This window comes from Segatella cerevisiae (genome assembly GCF_024054555.1).
GTDB classification, from domain to species: domain Bacteria; phylum Bacteroidota; class Bacteroidia; order Bacteroidales; family Bacteroidaceae; genus Prevotella; species Prevotella cerevisiae.
Window position 1 is genome coordinate 144,854 of sequence record NZ_JAMXLY010000001.1, and the last position, 24,507, is coordinate 169,360.

At 46.0% G+C, this 24,507-nt stretch carries 19 protein-coding genes and 1 pseudogene; 15 read left to right on the plus strand and 5 right to left on the minus strand.

Translation table 11 applies throughout. The annotated features are described in order from the left end of the window. Nucleotides 1-4 precede the first annotated feature (4 nt). Nucleotides 5-115, minus strand: a pseudogene (locus tag NG821_RS00530) (DNA adenine methylase); the annotation flags it as partial. Nucleotides 116-717: 602 nt separating this feature from the next. Here NG821_RS00530 and NG821_RS00535 point away from each other — a divergent pair. From NG821_RS00535 to NG821_RS00585, 11 genes are all read left to right on the plus strand, one after another. Beyond that, on the plus strand, nt 718-4,119 hold the full coding sequence (locus NG821_RS00535) for a polysaccharide deacetylase family protein (RefSeq protein WP_252759701.1): 3,402 nt from the start codon (nt 718-720) through the stop codon (nt 4,117-4,119). A 52-nt stretch (nt 4,120-4,171) separates the two neighbouring features. After that, a complete protein-coding gene (locus NG821_RS00540) occupies nt 4,172-6,748 on the plus strand; it encodes an endonuclease MutS2 (RefSeq protein WP_252759702.1) in 2,577 nt (858 codons plus the stop codon). A 728-nt stretch (nt 6,749-7,476) separates the two neighbouring features. Further along, on the plus strand, nt 7,477-8,040 hold the full coding sequence (locus NG821_RS00545; protein WP_252759703.1) for a DUF4199 domain-containing protein: 564 nt from the start codon (nt 7,477-7,479) through the stop codon (nt 8,038-8,040). Between the two features lie 19 nt (nt 8,041-8,059). Then, nucleotides 8,060-9,028, plus strand: a complete 969-nt coding sequence (locus NG821_RS00550; protein ID WP_252759704.1) for a glycosyltransferase family 2 protein — start codon at nt 8,060-8,062, stop codon at nt 9,026-9,028. Between the two features lie 87 nt (nt 9,029-9,115). Beyond that, nucleotides 9,116-9,643 carry a DUF6452 family protein gene (locus NG821_RS00555; protein ID WP_252759705.1) on the plus strand — a complete coding sequence of 176 codons (528 nt, stop codon included), beginning with the start codon at nt 9,116-9,118 and terminating at the stop codon, nt 9,641-9,643. Next, nucleotides 9,594-10,316 (plus strand): DUF6048 family protein, encoded by a 723-nt coding sequence (locus tag NG821_RS00560; protein ID WP_317233064.1) that lies wholly within the window; start codon nt 9,594-9,596, stop codon nt 10,314-10,316. The genes NG821_RS00555 and NG821_RS00560 overlap by 50 nt, the downstream gene beginning before the upstream one ends. Before the next feature lie 10 nt (nt 10,317-10,326). After that, nucleotides 10,327-11,079: a Crp/Fnr family transcriptional regulator gene (locus tag NG821_RS00565; protein ID WP_252759706.1), complete on the plus strand. Its 753-nt coding sequence runs from the start codon at nt 10,327-10,329 to the stop codon at nt 11,077-11,079. A gap of 161 nt (nt 11,080-11,240) precedes the next feature. Next, nucleotides 11,241-13,355: a M3 family metallopeptidase gene (locus NG821_RS00570; RefSeq protein WP_252759707.1), complete on the plus strand. Its 2,115-nt coding sequence runs from the start codon at nt 11,241-11,243 to the stop codon at nt 13,353-13,355. Further along, nucleotides 13,336-13,839 (plus strand): dCMP deaminase family protein, encoded by a 504-nt coding sequence (locus NG821_RS00575; RefSeq protein WP_252759708.1) that lies wholly within the window; start codon nt 13,336-13,338, stop codon nt 13,837-13,839. The genes NG821_RS00570 and NG821_RS00575 overlap by 20 nt, the downstream gene beginning before the upstream one ends. Then, on the plus strand, nt 13,826-15,598 hold the full coding sequence (locus tag NG821_RS00580; RefSeq protein WP_252759750.1) for a S41 family peptidase: 1,773 nt from the start codon (nt 13,826-13,828) through the stop codon (nt 15,596-15,598). Before NG821_RS00575 ends, NG821_RS00580 begins: the two co-directional genes overlap by 14 nt. After that, nucleotides 15,591-16,139 carry a 5-formyltetrahydrofolate cyclo-ligase gene (locus NG821_RS00585; RefSeq protein WP_252759709.1) on the plus strand — a complete coding sequence of 183 codons (549 nt, stop codon included), beginning with the start codon at nt 15,591-15,593 and terminating at the stop codon, nt 16,137-16,139. Before NG821_RS00580 ends, NG821_RS00585 begins: the two co-directional genes overlap by 8 nt. Before the next feature lie 32 nt (nt 16,140-16,171). Here the strand turns inward: NG821_RS00585 and NG821_RS00590 are convergent, their stop codons facing one another. Together NG821_RS00590 and recF are read right to left on the minus strand one after the other, a co-directional pair. Next, entirely contained in the window at nt 16,172-16,462 is a 291-nt protein-coding gene (locus NG821_RS00590) for a DciA family protein (RefSeq protein WP_252759710.1), read from the minus strand. A gap of 11 nt (nt 16,463-16,473) precedes the next feature. After that, on the minus strand, nt 16,474-17,640 hold the full coding sequence (gene recF / locus NG821_RS00595) for a DNA replication/repair protein RecF (RefSeq protein ID WP_252759711.1): 1,167 nt from the start codon (nt 17,638-17,640) through the stop codon (nt 16,474-16,476). Between the two features lie 270 nt (nt 17,641-17,910). On the opposite strand from recF, the gene NG821_RS00600 reads away from it, so the two are divergent. After that, nucleotides 17,911-18,615 (plus strand): tetratricopeptide repeat protein, encoded by a 705-nt coding sequence (locus NG821_RS00600; protein WP_252759712.1) that lies wholly within the window; start codon nt 17,911-17,913, stop codon nt 18,613-18,615. Beyond that, on the plus strand, nt 18,615-19,091 hold the full coding sequence (gene ribH / locus NG821_RS00605; RefSeq protein ID WP_252759713.1) for a 6,7-dimethyl-8-ribityllumazine synthase: 477 nt from the start codon (nt 18,615-18,617) through the stop codon (nt 19,089-19,091). The genes NG821_RS00600 and ribH overlap by 1 nt, the downstream gene beginning before the upstream one ends. Before the next feature lie 63 nt (nt 19,092-19,154). On the opposite strand, the gene NG821_RS00610 is transcribed toward ribH, so the two are convergent. Further along, nucleotides 19,155-19,727 (minus strand): DUF4738 domain-containing protein, encoded by a 573-nt coding sequence (locus NG821_RS00610; protein WP_252759714.1) that lies wholly within the window; start codon nt 19,725-19,727, stop codon nt 19,155-19,157. A gap of 951 nt (nt 19,728-20,678) precedes the next feature. Between NG821_RS00610 and NG821_RS00615 the strand changes: the two genes are divergently transcribed. Together NG821_RS00615 and NG821_RS00620 are read left to right on the plus strand one after the other, a co-directional pair. Beyond that, nucleotides 20,679-21,353: a DUF4230 domain-containing protein gene (locus NG821_RS00615; RefSeq protein ID WP_252759715.1), complete on the plus strand. Its 675-nt coding sequence runs from the start codon at nt 20,679-20,681 to the stop codon at nt 21,351-21,353. Next, nucleotides 21,340-21,972 (plus strand): DUF4230 domain-containing protein, encoded by a 633-nt coding sequence (locus tag NG821_RS00620; protein WP_252759716.1) that lies wholly within the window; start codon nt 21,340-21,342, stop codon nt 21,970-21,972. Before NG821_RS00615 ends, NG821_RS00620 begins: the two co-directional genes overlap by 14 nt. A gap of 15 nt (nt 21,973-21,987) precedes the next feature. On the opposite strand, the gene NG821_RS00625 is transcribed toward NG821_RS00620, so the two are convergent. Continuing rightward, a complete protein-coding gene (locus NG821_RS00625; RefSeq protein WP_317233065.1) occupies nt 21,988-24,447 on the minus strand; it encodes a glycoside hydrolase family 2 TIM barrel-domain containing protein in 2,460 nt (819 codons plus the stop codon). Nucleotides 24,448-24,507 lie beyond the last annotated feature (60 nt).

Sequence of the window (24,507 nt, forward strand, 5' to 3'; positions counted from 1 at the left end):
GACTATAAACCACGGTCTCCCAATCATCAAAGTTAATCGGAGGTAGAGCATCCAATTGTTCAATGAGTTGTCCCTTTGCACCAACCCATTTGATGAATGGTTTTGCCTTTATCATAAATATTCCTCCAAAAACTATATTCTTCTTTAAAACGCAAATATAACATTTTTATTCAAGAATGGTGATTTTAAAATGCAGAAAAGGCTATCCAAAGCCTTAGTTCTGACAAATAACAATATTGAAGTCCTTCCTAACAATGAAAACAGTAATGACACCTGCAAAGGGATATCAGAGTTTATCAAAAGTACCATTTGAATCGTTAAAATATCTTCATCACTATTATTGAATTAGCGCAATAACGATCCGGAAGCAATTGGACCAAATGAATGACATTCACACAGATCCGCACGATGCCAAAGTAGGCATATTCCAGTATTTTAGCTTGAATAACCTCAATAAGATGCACTGACAATATTCTTGTAACTTTGGAAAAGTGCATTGAACTTCACAATCGCCTTAATCGGCTGATATACCTTTATTAAAGATGTTTAAGTATTTCTAAGAATTCATTTAGTTCTTTTAATCTTATTCTTTCTTCACTTTGTCCACAAAAGCGTATTTTTGCGGCAAATTTCAAACTGAGGACAAAAACAATCATAAAGATTCTCAAAATAAGAAATCAAGTGAATAAAGAAAAGTTGGGCTCTTAAAAGAAACTTATGGGTAAACAGATTTTCCAGACCGAATCCAAATCACGTTGGACGAGATTTTTATGGACACTTAGAGTAATAGCCGTAATCATTGTCTTACTTGTCATCACCTTCATTACCATGTTCGCACTGGAGGGTTCTCCTCACATGCCACTGATTCGGGAATATCGCCGGGCTCTGACTGCAGAAAAACCCTTGATGAAATCTAATGAAATGTCCAAACAGTATAAGACTTTCCGCGATTTCTTCAAAGAAAAGAACATGCACAGTGACTATACCGCTGAGGCAATGAAACAACACCGGTTTCATGTAAAAGCAGATAAAGCTACTGACAAATATCTGCAGGAATGGGACAATCCTGCATTGGGAATACGTGCTGCATGGTACGTCAATTGGGATGCACACTCTTTCCAATCTCTCAAACGTAACCTCAAGCACTTGAATATGATCATTCCGGAATGGTTTTTCATCAATCCTAAAACCGGTTCCCTGGAAGTTCAGATCGACAAGAAAGCCCTCCGGTTATGCCGTAAATCCGGTATCCCTATATTGCCGATGCTGACCAACAACTATGGTGAGAGTTTCCGTGCCCAGCCTATTGGCAGAATCATCAACAGTCCCAAACTCCGTAAGCAATTCATTTACACCCTTCTCAAGACTTGTCAAAGATTCCATTTCTCAGGTATCAATCTTGACTTAGAGGAATTACAACTTAAAGACAATACGAATCTGACCCTTTTCGTCAAAGAAATTTCCGATAAATTTCATGAGAACAATCTCTTTGTGACTCAGGATATTGCTCCCAATAATGAGGACTATGATGTCGTGAACCTCGCCAAATATGAAGACTATCTCTTCCTCATGGCTTATGACGAGCACAACTCTGAAAGTACTCCGGGTGCGATCAGCTCACAGTCATGGGTGGAACATGCCATGGATCAGGCTGCCAGATCTATCCCCAACGACAAAATTGTGCTGGGTCTTGCAGGTTATGGCTATGACTGGACAAAAGCGGACGGCGGTACCACTGTTTCGTACAATGCTTCAATGGCCAGTGCTTCCGATGCCGGTTCTGACATCAACTATGACGGGAACACATACAACCTGAATTACTCTTATGAGGACGATGACAACGTATTGCACCAAGTCTATTTCACAGATGCCGCTACCCTCTTCAACCTCATGCGCTTCGGCAGTGAGTATCCGACAGCAGGTTTCTGTCTCTGGCGTTTGGGAACAGAGGACCAGCGCATGTGGAAGTTCTACGACCAGAATATGACGAAAGCAAAGACTGCCAAATTCCAATTTTCCAAACTTGAAAATATCCCCGGACTTTTCGACATCAATTATATGGGTTCCGGTGAAATCCTCAACGTCAAATCCGAGCCTCAACCCGGAAAGGCAAAACTGGATATAGACCGGCAGGATATGCTCATCTCTAATGAAAAATACCTGCAGATCCCGGAATCTTACGAGATAGACAAGATCGGACATGCCAAGAGCAAACAACTCCTCCTGACGTTTGATGACGGCCCTGATTACAGGTGGACACCGACTATTCTCCGAATACTTAAGCGCTACCACATCAAAGCGGCTTTCTTTATGGTCGGATTGCAGATGGAAAAGAACCTTCCATTGGTAAAGAAGGTCTATGAAGATGGACATACCATAGGCAACCACACCTTCACGCACCTGGACATCGCAACCAACTCTACACAGAGGGCCTATTCGGAACTCAAACTCACCCGTATGCTCATAGAAAGCATCACTGGCCAAAGTACCATCTTGTTCCGAGCGCCTTACAATGCTGATGCTGACCCTACAACCCGTGACGAGATCGAACCGATCATCGTGGCATCGCGAAAGAATTATCTTTTCGTCGGTGAATCCATAGATCCTGATGACTGGCAACCCGGTATTACGACACAACAGGTCTACGACCGTGTCATCAAGGGTGTCCACCAGGGCAACGGACATATCATTCTGCTGCACGACGCTGGAGGTGACACTCGTAAGCATACGATTCAGGCTCTGCCTCAAATCATCAGGGAACTCTTGAAAGAGGGATACCACTTTATCTCCATCGAGCAATATCTCGGAAAGACCCGCGACCAACTGATGCCGCCTATCAAGAAGGGTGAGACTTACTACGCTATGCAGTCGAACCTCGCCCTCGCCACACTTATTTATGAGGCAGGTGACTTTGTGACGGCACTGCTGATCATCTTCCTTGTTCTCGGTCTTCTACGACTGGTCGTGATGTATATCCTGATGATCAGGGAAAAGAGGATTGAACGGCATCGTCATTTTCCGGATATTGACCCGCAGACAGCTCCTTTGGTCTCGATCATTGTCCCTGCATACAATGAAGAGGTCAACATTATAGCAACTTTGAGCAATCTCAGGCAACAAGATTATCCCAACTTCAATGTTGTCTTCATCGATGACGGCAGCAAAGACCATACCTTGCAGCGTGTCCGGGAAAATTTCGGAGATGATGGCAAGTTACTGATCCTGCATCAGGAGAATGCCGGAAAAGCTGCAGCCCTGAACAACGGCATCGGACACACCAATGCCGAATATGTAGTCTGCATCGATGCTGATACCCGTCTCCTTCATGATGCCGTCAGCATTATGATGAAGCACATGCTCGCCGACAAACTCAAGAAAGTGGGTGCCGTAGCGGGGAATGTCAAGACGGGCAATGTCCGCAATATCCTGACGAAATGGCAATCCATCGAATATACGACAAGCCAGAATTTCGACAGAATGGCTTATTCCAGCGTCAACGCCATCACGGTTGTACCGGGAGCCATCGGTTGCTTCAGGCGACAGGCCATCATCGATGCAGGCGGACTGACCACAGATACGCTGGCTGAAGACTGTGATCTGACGATGCGTATCCTTGCCGCCGGCTACATCATTGAGAACGAGAACAAAGCCATTGCGCTGACCGAAGCTCCGGAGACTATCCGGCAGTTTGTCAAGCAACGTACACGTTGGTGCTTCGGTGTATTACAGTCCTTTTGGAAACACCGGTCACAACTTTTCTCCACAAAGCACAAAGGTCTAGGACTTTGGGCTCTGCCGAACATGCTGATATTTCAGTACATCATCCCTACATTCTCTCCGATTGCGGATATACTGATGATCGTCGGACTATTCACAGGAAACTTCTGGCAGATCTTCGTCTATTACCTGTTGTTCCTGCTCATTGACGGCAGCGTCTCCTTCCTCGCTTTCATGTTTGAGCATAAACGGTTGTCAACCCTTTTCTGGATTATCCCACAGAGATTCTTCTACCGCTGGATCATGTACTTCGTACTCTTCAAGACCTACCTCAGAGCGATAAAAGGAGAGTTACAGTCTTGGGGCGTCCTCAAGCGGACTGGTGACGTGCAAGTGGAGTGACAAAAAATTATGAATATTTGGCTGAATTGCATTTTTACTGTATCTTTGTGAAATGATTTATCCAAAGAATTTTGAAACCAAAATCGGATTTGACGAAATAAGGAAACAATTAACCGGTCTCTGTCTGAGTCAGTTAGGTCAGGAAAAAGCCAGTTCTATTTCTTTCTCCACCCAAGTAGAGGACATCAATGAAAATCTAGAGCAGGTTCGTGAACTCCGCCAATTACTGGAAATAGAAGACCAGTTTCCTCTTGACGGATTTCTGGACCTACGTTCAGCAATACAGAGGATACGGATCCAGAACACCCATTTGGAAGAGGAAGAACTCTTCGCTTTGGAAAAGATGCTGAAGACCGAAAGCCAGATCCTAAAGTTTGTCAGAGTCCGTCAAGAAGAAAAGATACAAGATCAGGATCATGAGGCAGAAACCCTCTACCCTGCCCTCTATGAATTGGCTGACGGGGTAGCCGATTTCCCGAAAACGATCCAAAGGATACAGCAGATCCTCGATGAGAACGGGCATCTGCGGGACAATGCCTCACCCGAATTGCAGACCATCCGCAGTTCACTGAAGCGTGCTCGGGGAAGCATCACCAAGACGCTCTATGGCATCCTCAAGTCAGCCCAAAAGGAAGGTGTCGTAGACAAGGATACGGCACCGACCATGCGTGATGGAAGTCTCGTCATCCCAGTAGCGCCTAATTTGAAGCGCCGCATCCGGGGCATCGTCCACGACGAGTCAGCTACCGGAAAAACCGTTTTCATCGAACCTGAAGAGGTGGTAGACGCCAATAATAAGGTCAGGGAACTGGAAGGTAAAGAACGGCAGGAAGAGATCCGCATCCTGAAAGAAGTCGCCAAATTCATCCGCCCTTATGCGCGTGAGTTGCTTGACGCTTGCCGGTTCATGGGGGACATCGACTTGATCTATGCGAAAGTGGCATTGGGAAAGTCCATGCAGGCGAATGAGCCGACGGTGGAAGACCGCCCCGCCATTGACTGGGTGCAGGCCAGGCATCCGCTTCTGAAAAAGTCTTTGGAGAAAAAAGGTGACGGGACTCATCGACTGATCCCTCTTGACATTACACTCAAAAAAGACGCCAGGATCTTAATCATCTCAGGTCCTAATGCAGGCGGAAAATCAGTTTGTCTGAAAACTGTCGGACTCCTCCAATATATGTTGCAATGCGGACTACCTGTGCCGATTGCAGAAAACTCCCATGCAGGCATCTTCCACGACATCATGATCGATATCGGTGATGAGCAAAGTCTGGAAAATGACCTGAGCACCTATTCGTCACATTTGCTTCATATGAAAAACATGATGAAGCAAGCTAACAGTCAGACACTTTTTCTCATTGATGAATTCGGGAGCGGAACGGAGCCTCGCATAGGAGGAGCCATAGCTGAATGTGTCCTCAACCGACTTCTGGAAAAGGGAGCGTGGGGTGTCATCACAACCCACTACTCCAATCTCAAGCACTTTGCCGACTCGCACCAGGACGTCGTCAACGGTGCCATGCTGTATGACCGCCATCAGATGCAGCCTCTTTTCCAATTGGCAATAGGTCAGCCCGGCAGTTCTTTCGCTATCGACATCGCCCGGAAGATCGGACTCCCGGAAGAAGTCATCAAGAATGCTTCTGAGATCGTGGGCAACGATTATATTCAGAGTGACAAATACCTTCAGGATATTGTCCGGGACAAACGTTACTGGGAAAGCAAGCGGCAACAGATCCATCAAAGAGAAAAGGAAATCGAGAAGATGGCAGCCCAATATGAAGAAGGTCTCCAGAACGTCGAGGAACAACGCCGGGACATTCTGAACAAGGCCAAAGAGGAAGCAAAATCTCTCTTGGCAGACAGCAACAAACGGATAGAAAATGCCATCAAGACGATCCGGGAGAGTCAGGCTCAGAAAGACATTACGAAGAAAGCCCGTCAAGACTTGGCTGATTTCAAACAGGACATTGAGGCCAAACCGGCAACTGACGAGAATGAGATTGCACGGAAGATCGAGAAGATTAAACGACGTCGTGAACGTCGTGAAAAACGCAAGACAGAAAAGGTACAAGGGCAGCCGAATGCCCAAGGAGCAAAAGCCTCAACTGCAAGTCCTCATGAATTGGCAGCCGGCGACTATGTCCGGATGAAAGGCATGAGCCAGGTCGGCCGCATCGAAAGTTTAAGCGGAAAATCTGCTCGTGTCATATTCGGGGAAATACATACGAGCATCAACAAGGACAAACTCGAACAGGTCTCCGGACCTGTCAAAGCAACATCTTCCGAAAGCGAAAGCACCTCGAAACAGAACGCTATCGTTGACAGATTGCGGAGTGCGGCAATAAGCAAGACAACTCAGGATACGATCGATGCCCATAGAAGCCAATTCCGCCAAGACTTGGATGTCAGGGGCATGAGAGGAGATGAAGCCCTTCAAACTGTCCAACGTTTCATCGACGATGCCATCCTGATGAATATTCCACGGGTAAGGATACTCCACGGAAAAGGTAACGGTATTCTGAGAAATCTGATCAGGGAATACCTTTCAAGCCTACCGAACGTTACACATTTTGCCGACGAACAAGTTCAGTTTGGCGGTGCAGGTATCACCGTCGTCGATCTTTGAAAGTGGGTCGGACAACTTTCTGCCCTTCAGATTTTCGATAGGCCTCCTGTTCTGAAAACCGGTGAGATCTCTGATTGAATGACCGGCAAATTCTGCGTTCCGGCGTTGCCTACCCCCTCACCTTTCTATAGGGAAACGGACAGAAAAGAGGATTCCATAGTGATAGTGTTAAAAATGAGAAAAACCGACAGAATGCTTTTCCATTTGAAATAAATTTCTTATCTTTGCAGACGCTTGCAAAAGCATACGGGCAAGTCTCTTACGGCCAGCTCCCCTCGAATCCCCCAGGTTGGGAACGAAGCAAGGGTACTGGGTTGTAGCGGCGCGCTAAGAATCGCTTGCCCACCCGCCTTCTGAAGCTCATAGGAAGAGCACAAGATTTATCTTGGAGGTTTGTCGGTCCGATTCCGACAGAAGGCACAATAGAAGAAGGCAGTCAGACTATGATAAATAGGAAGATTGCCTTTTTTATTTTCTGTCATGCTTCTCTCCGCTTTTTCAGAGAGGACGATGAGGGAAACCTAGTGTTTATTCAAAAAAGGTAAATTTTCCATTCATCCCTCTTTTTTATGAAGGATTTTAAGTATTTTTGCAGAGGATAAACGGGCTTTGATGGAGGTATTGATACTGTAACAACAGATCTATTTTTCGTTGTAAAGGCAAGTCACATCTTTTCCATAGCGGAGTCCAACCTCCATCGCTCTTTAAAAGAGAATATAAATTCGAACATGATAACATCTCAAAATATCACACAAGTAAGAGCTTTTGCACGGCAAGATGGAGTTTTTCTCTCTGTGTTGTGGATCGCAGGTTTTCTCTGCACCATGTTGACGACTCAGATGCCTATATTGGCCCCTATCGCAGATCTGGCAGTCCTGGCTACTCCATTCTTTGTCGCTTTCAGATTGAAAAAATTCCGGGACACCGCCCTTGACGGCGTCATATCCTTCAGGAGAGGATTTCTCTATACGGCAGAAACATTCTTCCATGCAGCTCTCATCTTGGGTGTTGTACAATACCTCTATTTCAGATTCGGAGACATCAGCGGGTTCCTGCAACAGTGGAATGAATCGTATTCCGTCGTTGCAAAAGTCTACAACCTCAGCGGTACGCAGGCACAACAACTCAAGGATGCCGTCGGCATGATGAGTCCGCTGGCATGGGCATCGATGTTCTTTATCCTTGAACTGTTCGGTGCCGTGATTGTCAGTCCTATCGTGGCAGCAATCATGGCTCGGCGAATCCCCCGCAAGGACATCCAGAATCAGAAAGACAATTCAGAGAATAATTGAAATCTACTTTTTATAAGAAATGAATATATCAGTCATCATACCTCTTTACAACGAAGCAGAATCCCTGCCGGAACTTTACAACTGGATTGTACGGGTCATGGACGCCAATCACTATACCTATGAAATCATTTTTATCAATGACGGATCTACAGATGACTCTTGGAAAATCATCCAAAATCTATCTGAGAAGTCTGATAGGGTGAAAGGGATCAAATTCCGCCGCAATTATGGGAAGAGTGCAGCATTATACTGTGGATTCAAGGCTGCCCAGGGAGATGTCGTCATCACGATGGACGCGGATCTTCAGGACTCTCCTGACGAAATTCCCGGACTGTACAAGATGATCACTGAAGACAACTATGACATGGTCTCCGGTTACAAGAAGAAACGGTATGATCCGCTCTCGAAGACCCTGCCTACCAAACTCTTCAATGCGACGGCACGGTGGATCAGTGGCATACACAATCTCCACGACTTCAACTGCGGACTGAAAGCTTATAAGAAAGTTGTCGTCAAGAATATAGAAGTGTACGGTGAGATGCATCGCTATATCCCCTATCTGGCCAAGAATGCAGGATTTGATAAAATCGGAGAAAGGGTCGTACATCATCACGCACGGAAATACGGCAAATCCAAATTCGGGGTCAACAGGTTCTTCAACGGTTACCTCGATTTGCTCACGCTATGGTTCCTGACCAATTTCGGGAAAAAGCCGATGCATGTCTTCGGATTCCTGGGTTCAATCGTCTTCTTCATCGGTTTTATAGCTCTCATTATCCTGGGAGCTGACAAATTGGTTGCCCTCCACTATGGGATATACGGGAACCTGATTACAGAGTCACCCTATTTCTTCATCGCCCTGACGACGATGGTGCTGGGTACACAACTCTTTCTCGCTGGATTTCTGGGAGACCTGATCAGCCGGCAAAACGAGAGAAGGAACGATTACCAGATCGAGGAAGAAATTCATTTAAATGAAAAAAACTAAAAGGGAAATAGATCCTACAGAATATTCCGGGTTGTTCATCATGCCGATGTATTGTGCGAAGGTCGTTTTCTTTTGGAATAATAATTTATGAAAACAAAAAAGAGACAAGGCAAATCAAGCAAGGAGAAGACGCTCAGAGCCGCTGCCCTGATCATGATACTGGCAGGCATTGTCCTTGCCGGTTGCTCCAGTTTGGATTGCCCATACATGAACAGGGTGTACACCAAATACCAGTTGGAAGGGGATGTCAAGACCCTTGCTGACACGCTCACGGTCACGACCAGTCGCCTCACCGACGATTCCGACACCATACTGTTGAATCAAGCCATAGGTGTAGACAGTTTTGAACTCCCCGTCAGTTATATGGGAGATCAAGATGAATTCCACTTCCATATCAAGAGAGCAGACGGCGAGACCTTCACCGACACTGTAAAAGTTAAAAAGACGAATCAGACTCACTTCGAATCTGTGGATTGCAACCCCTCGTATTTCCATACACTTACCTCTGTGAGTTATACTAAACACACCATTGACTCTATTGTCATCCATAACGCTCAAGTGAACTATGATGCTTCACAACCACATTTCTATATTTATTTCCGCTATCACGATTGACCTGCTGCTCTTCTGCAGTTGTCCCCTGAATGCTCAGAGGAAGACTCAGGAGCCTAAAAAGCAGACCACGTCACGTACACCTGCGGGATTGAAAAACGACACGACAGCTACCTTCAGAAGTTTTGAAGTAACTGTGGATCTTCTGGGGGCTGCTCAAATGTGGCTCAGTGACTACGGTCAGTATGAAGCAGCAGTGAGGGTGGACCTCAAAGACAAATACTTTCCCATTATAGAAGTTGGCTATGGAAAGGCTGACGCCAAAGATGTCTCGACCAACCTGCATTACAAGACAGGTGCTCCGTATGTCCGCATAGGACTGGATTTCAATATGCTCAAGAACAAGCACGACATCTATCGGTTGTACGGCGGGTTCAGGTATGGCATGACTTCCTACAAATTTGATGTGACAAGTACCGGTGTGACGGACCCGGTCTGGGGAAATGTCGTACCCTATGAAGCCAAGGATGTCAAAGCCAATTACCAATGGCTAGAGGCAGTGGCAGGCGTGGATGTCAAGATCTCAGGACCTATCCATTTAGGATGGAGCATCAGATGCAGGCGACGCCTCACTCATAACGACGGGGATATCGGGAACACATGGTATGTACCGGGATACGGGAGACAGGGAGGCAGCAGATTGGGAGGCACCTTTAATCTGATATTCCAGTTTTAGAAATGATACCATGGCCGAACTAAGAGCATATAATCAACTTCTGAAGTTGCCCCTCTTCTTAGGGCTTGGCCGTGAAGACCTCTCGCAGATCATTTCCCATACGCCTTTTGGCTTCGTAAAATACCATAAGGGAAAAAGGATAATAGAAGAAAATGACGCCTGCGACCAACTCTATTTCTTATTAAACGGCAGTTTGTACACTGAAACTACTGCCGATGATCACAGCTACCGCTTCATAGAAGAACTGTCAGCTTCGGATGTCTTGCAACCTGAACGGTTGTTCGGACTGCACCAGCGCTTCACGAAAGCCTTCATCAGCAAGACAGAAGTCAGTTTGATGACATTGGACAAATGTGAAGTCATGAAACTTTCTGAGGAATTCGAGATCTTCCGCCTCAACCTCCTCAATATGATCAGCGCACAAACTCAGAAACTCTCCAGACGGCCTTGGAAGCAGGCGCCCCATGACCTGACACACCGCATCATCCGATTCTTCGAATCTCACTGCAATCGTCCGGCAGGTCCTAAAACCATTTATATCCGGATGATCGACTTGGCGGAAGAACTCAATGAGAATCGGCTGGAAGTGTCACACGCCCTCAATCAACTGGATGCCGAGGGCCTCATCGAACTAGGACGCGGAAAAATAGTTATACCTGCACTGGAAAGATTGCTGACCTTGAACAATCCGGGGAACAACGTGCATCATTATCCTGTCGGACAGTCTGTTCCGCCAATGCCCGTACACGACAACAAAACCTGATCCTGACAACAAATTCATTCAACTTTTCTTTCGACTTATCTCGTTTATTCATTTTCCCGCACAGAATGTACAATTGGGATGAAATAGATGTTAAATTCATCTATTTAATGCGTGTCAAGCAACTATTTTCACTATCTTTGTAACAAAAATAGAGTACGAGCATGACGAATGATGATATAGAAAAGAAAAGACACCTGAATCCATTTTTCGCTCCTTATAATACGCCGCATCAGACCGTTCCTTTTAATCTCATTTCTTCAAAAGATTATGAAGAAGCTATTTTAGAAGGTATCCGTCGTGAAAATGAGGAAATCGATCAAATCATAAATAATCCAGAGCCACCTACTTTCGAAAATACCCTCGACTGGGATGACAAGAGCAAGGGAGACCATTACTATGATCTTCTGGACAGGGCGTCTACTGTCTTTTCATGCATGTTGAGTGCTGAAACGAACGACGATCTCGAAGCGCTCGCACAAAAACTCAGTCCTGCATTGACGAAGCATGCCAATGACGTCAGCCTGAACCAGAAATTATTCGAAAGGACAAAATACGTCTACGACCACCACAAAGCGCTCACTACTGAAGAACAAACACTTCTGGACAAGAGTTATGAGGGTTTTGTACGCAGCGGTGCCTTGCTGGACGACAAAGGAAAAGCCCGGTTGAGAGAACTGACGGAACAATGCAACCTCCTGACCCTCCAATTTTCCAAAAACCTGTTGAAGGAAAACAAGGCCTTTGTCCTCAATATCACTGACAAGAAAGACCTCGACGGACTGCCACAGTCTGCCTTGGATGCTGCAGAGCATACGGAAAACGGGAAAAAGGTCTGGACATTCACTCTTGACTATCCCAGTTATTCCCCGTTCATGACTTACTCGACACGCCGCGAACTCCGTGAGAAGATGTACCGCGCCAAGAATACAGTCTGCACACACGACAATCCGGAGAACAACATCGAGATATGCCGCCAAATCGTCAATCTCAGACTGGAGACGGCCCGTCTCCTGGGTTACAAGACTTATGCTGACTATGTTCTCCAAGAGCGTATGGCTGGGGACACTAAAACAGTTTATCGGCTTTTCGATGACCTGATTTCCGCCTACAAACCTGCCGCTTTAAAAGAAGTGGAGGAGGTGGAATCTATCGCACGCAAGAAAGAAGGCGCTGATTTCAAATTAGAACCTTGGGATTTCAGTTTCTACTCCCATCAACTTCAGATGGAGCGATACAATCTGGATGCAGAGATGCTCCGCCCCTATTTCGAATTATCGAGGGTCATAAAGGGCGTCTTTGGACTGGCCACACGCCTGTACGGCATTACCTTCAAGCAAAATACTGCTATTCCTATCTACCATCCCGATGTGAAAGCCTATGAGGTATTCGACAAGGACGGCAGTTTTCTCGCCGTGCTCTATACCGACTTCCACCCTCGGAAAGGTAAGAAGGAAGGTGCATGGATGACAGAATTCCAAGGCCAATGGATCAAGAAGGACGGTACAAATGTCCGTCCTCAGGTCAGTTTGGTCATGAACCTCACAAAACCTGTGGGAGATAAACCTGCCCTGTTGACGTTGGGAGAAGTGGAGACCTTCCTCCATGAATTCGGGCACGCCCTCCACGGCATGTTCGCCAACACCCGTTTCTCCAGTCTCTCAGGAACAAATGTATGGTGGGACTTCGTCGAACTCCCATCACAGTTCATGGAAAACTTTGCCGTAGAGAAGGATTTTCTGAAAACTTTCGCCTTTCATTATAAGACCGGAGAGCCTATCCCTGACGAACTCATCCAACGCATTATAAAAAGCCGGAACTTCCTGGCCGCTTACAGTTGTATGAGACAGGTCAGTTTCGGACTCCTCGACATGGCCTATTACACGCTGAATAAACCGCTTGAAGGCGATTTCGTCGCATTCGAGAACAAAGCACAGGAACAGGCACGGATTCTGCCCCTGTTACCTGAAGGTTGCATGACGACACAGTTCTCCCACATCATGTCAGGAGGTTATGCCGCCGGCTATTACAGTTATAAATGGGCTGAGGTCCTCGATGCAGACGCCTTCAGTGTGTTCAAGAAAAACGGGATCTTCGACCGTACGACGGCCCAACGCTTCCGCGACTGCATCCTGTCAAAGGGAGGCACAGAACATCCGATGACCCTCTACAAACGTTTCAGAGGTCAGGAGCCTACTATTGATGCACTCTTGGAACGTAATGGCATCAAGCGTCAGGAGGGTCCTAAGCATCAAGACAATGACACAAGAAGAAATTAGACATCAGAAGAAACAACACCTCCTGGACCTGAGGTACCTGCGGATGGCTCGTATCTGGGCAGAAAACAGCTACTGCGAGAGACGTAAAGTCGGTGCGCTGGTCGTCAAGGACAAGATGATCATCAGCGATGGTTACAACGGTACTCCCAGTGGATTCGAAAATGTCTGTGAGGACTCGAACGGTCTGACCAAACCCTATGTGCTCCACGCTGAGGCCAATGCGATCACCAAACTGGCGAGGAGTTCCAACAACAGTGACGGGAGTACCCTGTATGTCACGGCATCACCTTGTATCGAATGTGCCAAACTGATCATACAAGCCGGCATAAGAAGGGTTGTCTATGCTGAAAAATATCGCCTTAACGATGGCATCAATCTGCTCACTCGTGCAGGCGTCAAAGTAGAATACTTGAATCCGGATGAGGAAAAGCAATCCTCTCCACAATCTAATAAGCAACTGTTTACTCATGATGAATGTAAATAAATCCAAACGTTTCATGCCGATTATTATGGCGGTATGCGTCATTATCGGTATTGTCATCGGCTCGTTCTTCTCCAATCACTTCGGAGGAAACAGACTCAGTATCATCAATTCGGGGAGTAACAGACTCAATAACCTGCTCCATATCATTGATGATCAATATGTCGATCCGGTCAACATCGACTCTCTGGTCGATAAAGCCATTCCTGCTATCCTTGCCCAATTGGATCCGCACTCTGTCTATATCAGTGCCAAGGATGCCCAGGAAGCCAACGACGACCTCAAAGGTTCTTTCGCAGGAGTCGGCATTGAATTTACTATCCGGAATGATACCATACACGTAGAGAATGTCATCAAGAACGGCCCTGCTGAACGTGCGGGGATTCTCGCAGGAGACAAGATCGTGCAGGTCAACAACAAGAACTTCACCGGAAAAGGCGTTACCAATGAGGAGGCCATGCACCGCCTGAAGGGTCCTAAAGATACGAAAGTTGAAATAGGTGTCATCCGTTTCGGCAGCAAGAAGATCCATCAGTTTACAGTCACTCGTGGCGAGATTCCACAAAAGAGTGTCACCACAACATACATGTTGAATGATGAGACCGGTTATATCCGCATCAAGGACTTTGGTGAAACGACCTATCCGGAGACGTTGATCGCCTTGGCCAAACTCTCACAGAAAGGATTCAAGAACTTGGTCATCGATCTGCGTGACAATACTGGCGGATACCTCGAAAGCGCCGTTCAGATTGCCAATGAGTTCCTGCCGAAAAACAGGCTCATCGTTTATACTGAAGGCAGGAGAAGTCCGAGACAAGACTACCGAAGCAACGGCAACGGAAGTTATCAGAACATCCCTATGGTTGTCCTCGTCAACGAAGGCACGGCTTCAGCAGCAGAGATCTTCTCGGGGGCCATGCAGGATAATGACCGTGCGACGATCATCGGCAGAAGGACTTTCGGCAAAGGCTTAGTGCAACAGCAGATTGCCTTCCCTGACGGCAGTATGATCCGACTGACAATCGCCCGCTATTATACGCCTTCAGGACGCTGCATACAGAAACCTTACTCCTTGGGAGATGACAAGGATTATGAAGAAGACCTCCTCAACCGTTACGAGCATGGCGAATTCTTCTCTCGTGACAGCATCAAGCATCACGGCCCTGCTTACCACACGAGGATCGGACGTGTCGTCTACGGCGGCGGAAGTATCACGCCTGACATCTTCGTACCTGAGGATACGACGGGAATGACTTCTTATTTCAAAGAAGCTGCCATGAGCGGACTCATCATGCAGTACGCTTTCACCTATACTGACGACAACAGACCGAAACTCAATAATTTCAAGGAAATGCAGGAACTTGCAGACTACCTGGATAGACAAAAACTGGTAGACAAGTTTGCCTCTTATGCAGCCTCCAACGGTCTGAAGCGCCGCAACTTACTGATACAAAAGTCGCACAAACTCCTCCAGCGCTACATCAACAGCCGCATCATCTACAACATGCTAGATGAAGAGGCTTGGAATGAATACATCAACCAGGATGACCCAGTCATCCGAAAGGCTCTCGAGGTGTTCCGTAACCACGCAGCTTTCCCCAAACGGCCTGTCGCTCGTCCTAAACGGGCTAAGAAACCTTTGTCCAAAGTTAAAGTAAACGCTAAACAAGCGCGTCCAAGACATAAGGGGAAGATCGCTTCGGCTCCCCTTATTCTGAGACCGCAATATATGAACACCTGGAAAGAGCAACCTCATGCTTGACAAGCGACAACTCCGGCAATGGATCAGAGAACAGAAAAAGTTGTCTGATCCTCTGCTAAGGGAGAGGCAGTCTGAAGCCATTACCCAAACTGTTCTCCATCACCCCCACGTCAGAACAGCAAAAGTGATCCTGCTCTATAAGGCTTTGCCTGATGAAGTCGAGACCCAAATGCTCCTTGACCAATTGGAAGAAGAGGGGAAAACTGTTCTCCTGCCTGTCGTCATTGGTCCGGACAAACTCGAACTGAGACTGTACGAAGGTATTGGAAAGATGCGTGAAGGTACCTACAATATCCAGGAACCAGTGGGAAAAGCTTTCCTGAATTTAGCACAGATAGACACAGCTGTTGTTCCGGGAATGGCATTCGACAATACCGGCAATCGACTGGGTAGAGGCAGAGGCTATTATGACCGACTCCTCCGGCAAATGCCGAACTGTTATAAAATCGGCATTTGCTTCGATTTCCAAAAATGTCCTCAGATTCCCATCGATCCCAACGATGTAAGGATGGATGAAGTCATCACTTATTCCCTTTCCTAATCCTATAAGGATAAGGACATTGGGTCTTATTTTCAATAAAAATGGATATCGGTAATCACCCTACTGCCGATCTTCGCATTTAATTTTTCCACCAGTGCAGATTTCATCATTGATAAATCTGCGGATAGAGCCGGACTGAGTAATTTCACAAACAGCACCTGATTTCGGATAAACAGATGAGCCGTATATTTTTCGATGACGGGCCCGGTCGTCTTCCCCCACTCATTGATGAGCCTTCGCTGCTGCAGGGGAGTTTCCAGACCGTCCTTGCGGAGCGCCTGACGAATCACATCTTCTACCGATTCCACTTTCCTTCTGAACATCTGAAAACCCTTTACTCATTCAACTTATTTTCCACAACCGGGCGGCTATTGCTCTCGTCAGAGATGACACTGTTCCCCATACGCTCGGAAATCTCTCCGTCTTTTACGGAGAAAATGCGATAGTCGCCGTCCACTTGTCGCAGGATACTGTCCAGATGATCCCTGTTCGTATCTGTAATGAAGATCTGGCCAAAATGATTGCCTGAGACCAACTGCACAATCTTCTTTACACGGAAGGCATCCAACTTGTCAAAAATGTCATCCAACAACAGAAGGGGCATCGACTCGTTGGTCCTGTGCCTGAGAAAATCAAACTGGGCCAATTTCAGGGACAGCACGAAAGACTTCAATTGTCCCTGGCTGCCCTCGCGCTTCAAGGGATACCCTCCTATCAGCATCTCCAAGTCATCCCGATGAATGCCGTGAAGAGAATGACCGACGATACGGTCCTTGTCTCTGCCGGAGCGAAGGAGTTCCAACAGATTGCCTTCACTGGCGTGCGAGAGATAACGCAGAGAAACTTCTTCCTGTTGATTGGAAATATCACAGTAGATCCTTTGGAATACAGGAATGAGCGCCTGGATAAAATCCTGACGCTTCTCAAAAAGGATGTTACCTTGCTGAGCCATTTCCTCTTCCAGAATATCCATGAGCATGGCATCAGGCTCCGACTCTCCTTTCAGCGAAGCATTGCGCTGCTGCAAAGCCTTATTATAGCGCAACAAAGCATCCAGATAAATATGGTCATATTGGGAGATTGCCACATCCATAAATTTTCGCCGTTCCTCTCCCCCGCCTATGACGAAGGAGATATCAGATGGAGAGATCAGGATAAGAGGAATCAAACCGATATGCTGGGATAACCGCTTGTAATCCTTACCATTGCGCTTGAAATGCTTCTTATGACCCTTTTTGACAGAACAGGAAATCACCTCATGGGCGTCATCGGCAGAACCGTATTTCCCTTCTATCATAAAGAAATCCTTGTCGTGCTCGACCAACTGTACATCAGGAGTTCCGGAAATACTATGGCAGAATGACAAATAGTAGACTGCATCCAGAAAATTCGTCTTGCCGGCGCCATTAAGGCCGATAAAACAGTTCATCTTCGGCGACAGATCAAGATCCACTGCAGCGATATTCTTGAAATTGACGATGGAAATCCGATTGAGAGTCATATCTTAAAACCTTCCTGATGCTTTACTTTCTTGCAAAGTTAATTCTTTTAGTCATGAAAAACGAAAAAAGTGCCCGATATATTTCAATATTTGGGAAAATATAAGTAATTTTGTCACGACAAAACTGTGGGATAATAAGCTGCCACCACAACCTGTGAGTGAACACTTCACCGGCAGCCGCCAAGCACGTGCCAAGGGATGAAATCCTCGAAACAGTGAAAAGACGATGACCTGCAGTTCAATGATGAAACAATAAATTAATTAACAATAATGGCAAAAAACAAGAAACAGGGTTCTATAGACATGGATGATACCCTCAATAGATCTGAAGCAACCTTTATAAAAAACAGAAAACTCCTCACATGGGTTGTCGTAGCCATCATCGTGATTATCGGCGGCATCATAGCTTACCATAATCTCATTGCTGTTCCTAATGAAAACAAAGCCAGTACAGAACTCGGCCGGGGTCAGGAATACTTTGATAACGAGATGTACGACAAGGCACTCAATGGGGATGGAGCAGGCTATAACGGTTTTCTGGCTATTGCTGACAACTATGGCAGCACGGATGCCGGCAATCTGGCTAACCTTTACGCAGGTCTGTGCTATGCCAATCTGAACAAATGGGCTGATGCCTTGGAATATCTTAAGAAATATGACGCTAAAGGCGATCAGATGGTCAGTCCGGCTGCTATAGGGGCTTTAGGCGATGCCTATGCTCACAACGGGCAACTCGACAAGGCTATTGACAACTTCAAGAAAGCTTCAGAAATGGCTGACAGACATGCGATGGATCATCGGAACAACAGTCTCTCTCCTACCTTCCTGATCAAAGCCGGAGAAATTCTGGAAAGTCAAGGCAAGAAAGACGACGCCCTGAAGATCTATCAGGACATCAAGAAGAAATATGTCAACTCTGCTCTCGTCCAAAGCCATGAAATCGATAAATATATAGAAAGGGCTTCTACGAAATAATGGCAACAGCATTACATCATCTTTCAGATTACGATTTTAACAGTGTTCCTGATGCCAGCAATATGTGCTTCGGTATTGTAGTGGCGGAATGGAATCATGATATTACAGGCGCTATGCTAGACGGAGCAGTGAAGACATTGGAAAAGCATGGTTGTCTTTCTGAAAATATTCACATCAAGAAGGTTCCCGGGAGTTTTGAATTGATTTACGGCGCTCACCAAATGGTATTGAACGGTGGCTATGACGCTGTTATCATCCTGGGAAGCGTCATCAGAGGCGATACACCTCACTTTGATTATATTTGCCAAGGCGTGACAAACGGAATTGCCCGACTGAATGCCACTCAGGAAATTCCCATTATCTACGGCCTTCTCACGACAAATGACCATCAGCAGGCGCTTGACCGCTGTGGGGGCAAATTAGGAAATAAAGGAGATGAATGTGCCATTGATGCTATCAAGATGGCAAAATTCTAATAAAAAGGCTGAAATCCATCGGATTCCAGCCTTTTTATTTATATCTTTCTACGGGTTATTTCTTTAATCTTCATCTTCTGACTGCATATCAGAACCGGTATCCATACTACTGTCTTCACTGATGCTGACCGAACCTGAATGTGAGATCTTCAGGTCCAAAGGAATGTATTCATCACTCGTAGCGTCCGGAGAACCCACACTTACTGCAAACTGCAGGGCATCGCCGTCGACTTTCACGAATACGACTCCCAGTAAGGCGCCATTGCTTTTTGTATCGGCATCAAGATAACTGGCAAAATCAGACTTGGTGAACGAACGGTTGAAAAAGACTCCTCCGTCCTTACGAAACACTTTCACCGTTATTCTGTTATCATAGTATTTCGTACTCTCATCGACTTGTGCCAGAGGCAATGAAGTATCTGACTTCCGGAGTACATCTATGGTATAGGTCTCCCCCATCCAAGAAGTCGTACGGATGTCATGTGAAGTACTCATACTCTGAGTTGCCTTTTTCTTGGCAGGAGCTACAACGCTTTTCGGCACAATGATGTCATTGCTCTTCTTTTTGTTGGAACAGGAGCTAAATACTCCGTCAAACAAAACAAGCATTGCTGCTGCGTATACAATCTTTTTCATTATTGTTTACTCTTTGTATTTTACAAAGGTAATAAAAAAAAGTTAGATATTCTCCCCTCCCATTGATTTGTTTGGTACTCGTGGGAGCCGACTTATCCATAGAGTGGAATACAGAAGGGAAAGAAGCGGCGGATCTGTCGCAGAAGCTACATTTTCTGCCAGGGATATTTCGGTTGACTGTCAGAGGCTTTCAATCCACCGGATCTGGATGATCCAAGGAAGGAAACACGTTCTCCGAAGAGAGTTGAGAAGAAATGAGGCGGGCATTAAAACTTTCTTAAAAAGAATTGTCTTTTGGTAATAGGGACTGATAGCCTTTAGCACATACTCGAAAGGAAAACAGAATCGGACACTTGTCTATGAAATCAGCATGCCTTGAATTGCCGTGCCTATTTATCCAAGATGACATACAGGAAAGGATCGGGAATCTTACTCTAAAACATCTGCGCATCTCACTTATAAAGAGAGAATATTATCTGCTAATTTCAGGTTGAGTCATCTCCCTTTTTAGGCTGAGTCACAGTAATAGAAAAAAGCGGTTTGACCCTTCCTGAAAGCAGAAATGGTAGTTTCTCGAAAGGCGGGCGTCTCTTTCGAGAAACAAAGCGCTAACTTTCGAGAAACATAAAGCGCTGTTTCACTGAAGGTAAAAGGGCTTGTTTTACTGAAGACAAAAAAGGGAGTTTCACGGAAAGGGAAAAAGAGATTCCTGTGATCTTAAATTGAGACGGCCAGAGGGACAACAGAACATTCGTCAATCCAATTACTGATCCTTATAAGAAGACGTCCGGGGCCCGCTAAATAAACGTATTTCTTGGTATTCAACTCACCTATCCCCACATTTCCACAGGCAAAAAGAACGGACAGATAAGACACAAACATCAAAAAATAATAAAAAAGTCAAGTAATTTAACTTTTTTCAGTATATTTGTAAAAACAAGAGACCTCCATATGAAGAAATCCATCCTGTTCTTATCCGTTTTGATCCTGACATTAATGTCATGCGGAAAGAACCATACAGCACAAAACAATGAATCCTATGATTCTTTGTCAATGCTGATGATGCAAATCAAAAAATGCTCACGGTTGTATACGGCAGAATATAAAGTCCGGAAAATCGTCACTCACAAGGACCAAATGCAATTGAAAGGTTCTTTATTGCACCAGTCCTTTGACATCCATATCCCCGCTGGGACACGAAGGATCGCCATTCCCATGACAGCCACATTGAAAGCATATATTGATTTCAATGATTTTTCGAAGAGAAATATCAAGAAACATTCAGGTCAATTGGAGATTATTCTTCCTGACCCCAAGATCGAAATTACCAGCACTAAGATTGACCACCAGGGGATACGCTCAAGCGTCCCGCTTCTGCGCAGCGGGTTCAATGAGGATGAACTGTCAGCATACGAACAGCAGGGCAGAAATGCGATATTAGAAGACATCCCTCACATGGGTATCATTGAAACGGCACGTCAGAATGCAGCCAAGATACTGATACCGTTAGCCGAGGCAATGGGGTATTCACAGGAAAACATCAAGATTACTTTCAGAAAAGATTTCACCGCAGGTGATATTCAACAACTTTTGAACACAAACAGAATAGAACATGAAAAAGAATAATATCCTTTCATCTTTCTTGAAAGGGACCTTACTGAAAATAAGTTTGCTGATTATCGGTATTATCGTTCTAGTCTTTGTCGTCCGTCTGATCGTCAAAGACAACCATTTCTCTTTCTCTCAAAACGGCAATACCCTTATCACGCCTGCCCAAATAGAATCTATAAAGAATATCGGTCAATGGGAATTTCTGTCTGTCAGTGACGAAGAACTGGTCGACACCATCCGACACGGCTTTTTCGGTGACGACGAACTTATGAACATCTACTATGGAACCATCAGACTGGGAATTGACATGAAGGATACGGAAAAGAACTGGATCAGCAGGGATCATGATACCCTGACCTGTCTGCTTCCTCCCATACGACTCCTGGATAATGAATTTATAGACGAAGCGCGCACCAAGACCTTCTTCGAGAGCGGCCATTGGAATGCAGACGACCATGATGCGCTCTATAATCGGGCTGTCCATCTCATGAAGAAACAATGTCTTACACCTGATAACCTGGCAAGTGCCAGACTCAATGCAAGTGACCGCTTCTATAATCTCTTCAAGTCGATGGGCATCCCGTTCGTCAAGATCAAATTTGCCGATGACCCTCAGGGTCAAAGGAAAAACTAACCAATAATAACTTGCCTATTCTGACACGAGGTGCAGGGCATCTGATTTCAAGTCCACACCTTTGGCAGTGAGCGTCACTTGACCTGGGGTCTTTGCAGATTCCAGTACGACCAGACATTTCCCGAAGAAAGCTTTCCGCTTATTGTCCTTGAAACGTTCCATGGAAAATTCACTTCCGTTATCAACGCCAGCAATCGTAGCTGCACCGTCTACATCAAAATAGATCTCGTTTTCTGCATTAGGACAGAGATTTCCATCTTTATCCACGACCTCAACCGTCACAAAAGCCAAACTCTTCCCATTGGCAAGGAGTTTCATGCGGTCTGTCGTCAGTCGGATATGATCAGGAGCACCTGCAGTATGGATTTCCTGTTCACGGACAACTTTTCCATTCCGGCGCGCAACAACCTTTACTGTACCCGGTTCAAATTTCACACGCCACATCACGTGATACTGATGGTCATTGGCTTTCTTGCGGACGCCCTGACTTTTACCGTTAACGAACAATTCCACCTCATCGGCATGATTGTAATAGCACCACATATCGATCGTCTGACCCGGCAGCCAGTTCCAGTGTGGGAACAAATGCAGGACATCGCGGTTGGTCCATTCGCTCTGATACATGTAATATACATCCTTGGGAAATCCTGCGAGGTCGATGATACCGAAATAACTGCTTCGGGCAGGGAAACTATAAGGTGTCGGTTCCCCGATGTAATCCCAACCAGTCCAGATAAACTGTCCGCAACAATAAGGCGTGTGTTTCACGACGTCCCAAGTTTCCTCATGTGTACTACTCCATGGCGTATGCATATTGTCATAAGCTGAGCACATCATAGAAGGATCGGTATAAGAACGGTCCCATCTGTTGGGGACAACGAATATAGAATCCGAAGGCATCTGGTAATACCCCCTTGTCATCAGCGCACTCACGCTTTCTGTCATCAAGAAAGGTTTATTCGGGAAATTCTTAGGTACATCCTTGATCCACTGATGGTGGTAGTTATACCCAATGATATCCAAAGCCCCGCTTTTGAAAAGGTGATTATTCGGATTAGGTTCATTACAACCTGCCGTAATAGGACGTGTCCGGTCGTATTTCTTCACAATATCTGCCAAGTGAATGGTGAGCAAAGAATTCGGGGAGAGTTTGCTGGATTGAGCAAGTGTCGAAGCATCATGGCCGGCGTTGAGCAGCAAGTTTGCCTGTTCCAAAGTCAACTCGTCATTTCCTTTAGACGTCCACTGTTCCAGGACCTCGTTGCCGATACTCCACATCAAGATGGAAGGATGATTGCGGTCCCGGATAACCATATCGGTCAGATCCCTTTCGTGCCATTTGTCGAAGAAGCGGGCATAGTCATTCTTTGTCTTCTTTCTCCGCCACATATCAAAGGCCTCGTCCATGACAATGAAGCCCATGGTATCGCACATATTCAGGAGTTCCGGTGCTGGAGGATTATGGGAACAGCGGATGGCGTTGCATCCCATATCTTTCAACATCTGCAACTGGCGATGGAGTGCATCCTCATTCAGTGCAGCCCCGAGACATCCGAAATCATGATGGTCGCAAACCCCATTGAGTTTGATGTTCTTTCCATTCAACCAGAAACCGGTTTTAGGGTCAAAGCGGAAAGCCCGGAAACCTGTTGTCGTCGACTCCGTATCGACTACTTGGCCGTGCAGAAGAACCTGAGCGGTCACCTGATAGACACAAGGATGGCTGATGGACCATAACTGTGGCGCACGGACTTTCAGTTGTATTGATTGCCGGCTGCTCTCCTTCTTGGCAACGACACGTCCCGCAGGATCCAATACGGTATATCGAAAAACAGGAGACTGACCATTGGCGACTTTGCCTTCCAGAGCGACATCCACATTCATACGTCCATTCGCCTGAGAGATCACGTGCATTCCCCAGTGTGCAATATGGAGGTCAGATGTACCCACGACCCACACATGCCTGTAGATGCCGCAACCACTATACCAGCGGGAATTAGGCTGGTCACTGTTGTCCACCTTTACAGCCAGGACATTCTCACCCGTCTTATTTAAATAAGGTGTAAGTTCATAGCGGAAGGAACTGTATCCATAAGGCCGGTTACCCAATTCATGACCATTCAGATAAACCGTTGAGTTCATATAAACACCATCGAAATCGATATAGTAATGTGCAGCCTTACCTTGACCAGGAAGATCGGATACCGTGAAATGCTTGCGATACCAACCTATCCCCCCGGGAAGGGCACCGCCCCCCGCACCACTGGGATTGGAATCACTGAAGTCCCCCTCTATAGCCCAGTCGTGGGGCAGGTCGAGTTTTCTCCAGTTAGCATCCTGAAAACCCTCTGATGACATTTGGGCATCATTGCCGAGGAAAAATAACCATCCATTATCAAAACAGTTTTTCTCCCCTGCCTGAATTCCAAGCGAACAGATCCATAAAAGAAATACGGACATTACCCATTTTTTCATTGTCTATTTGTTTCTAAAGTTGATATTATATGACTTAAATGATTTCATTCCAATTCATCT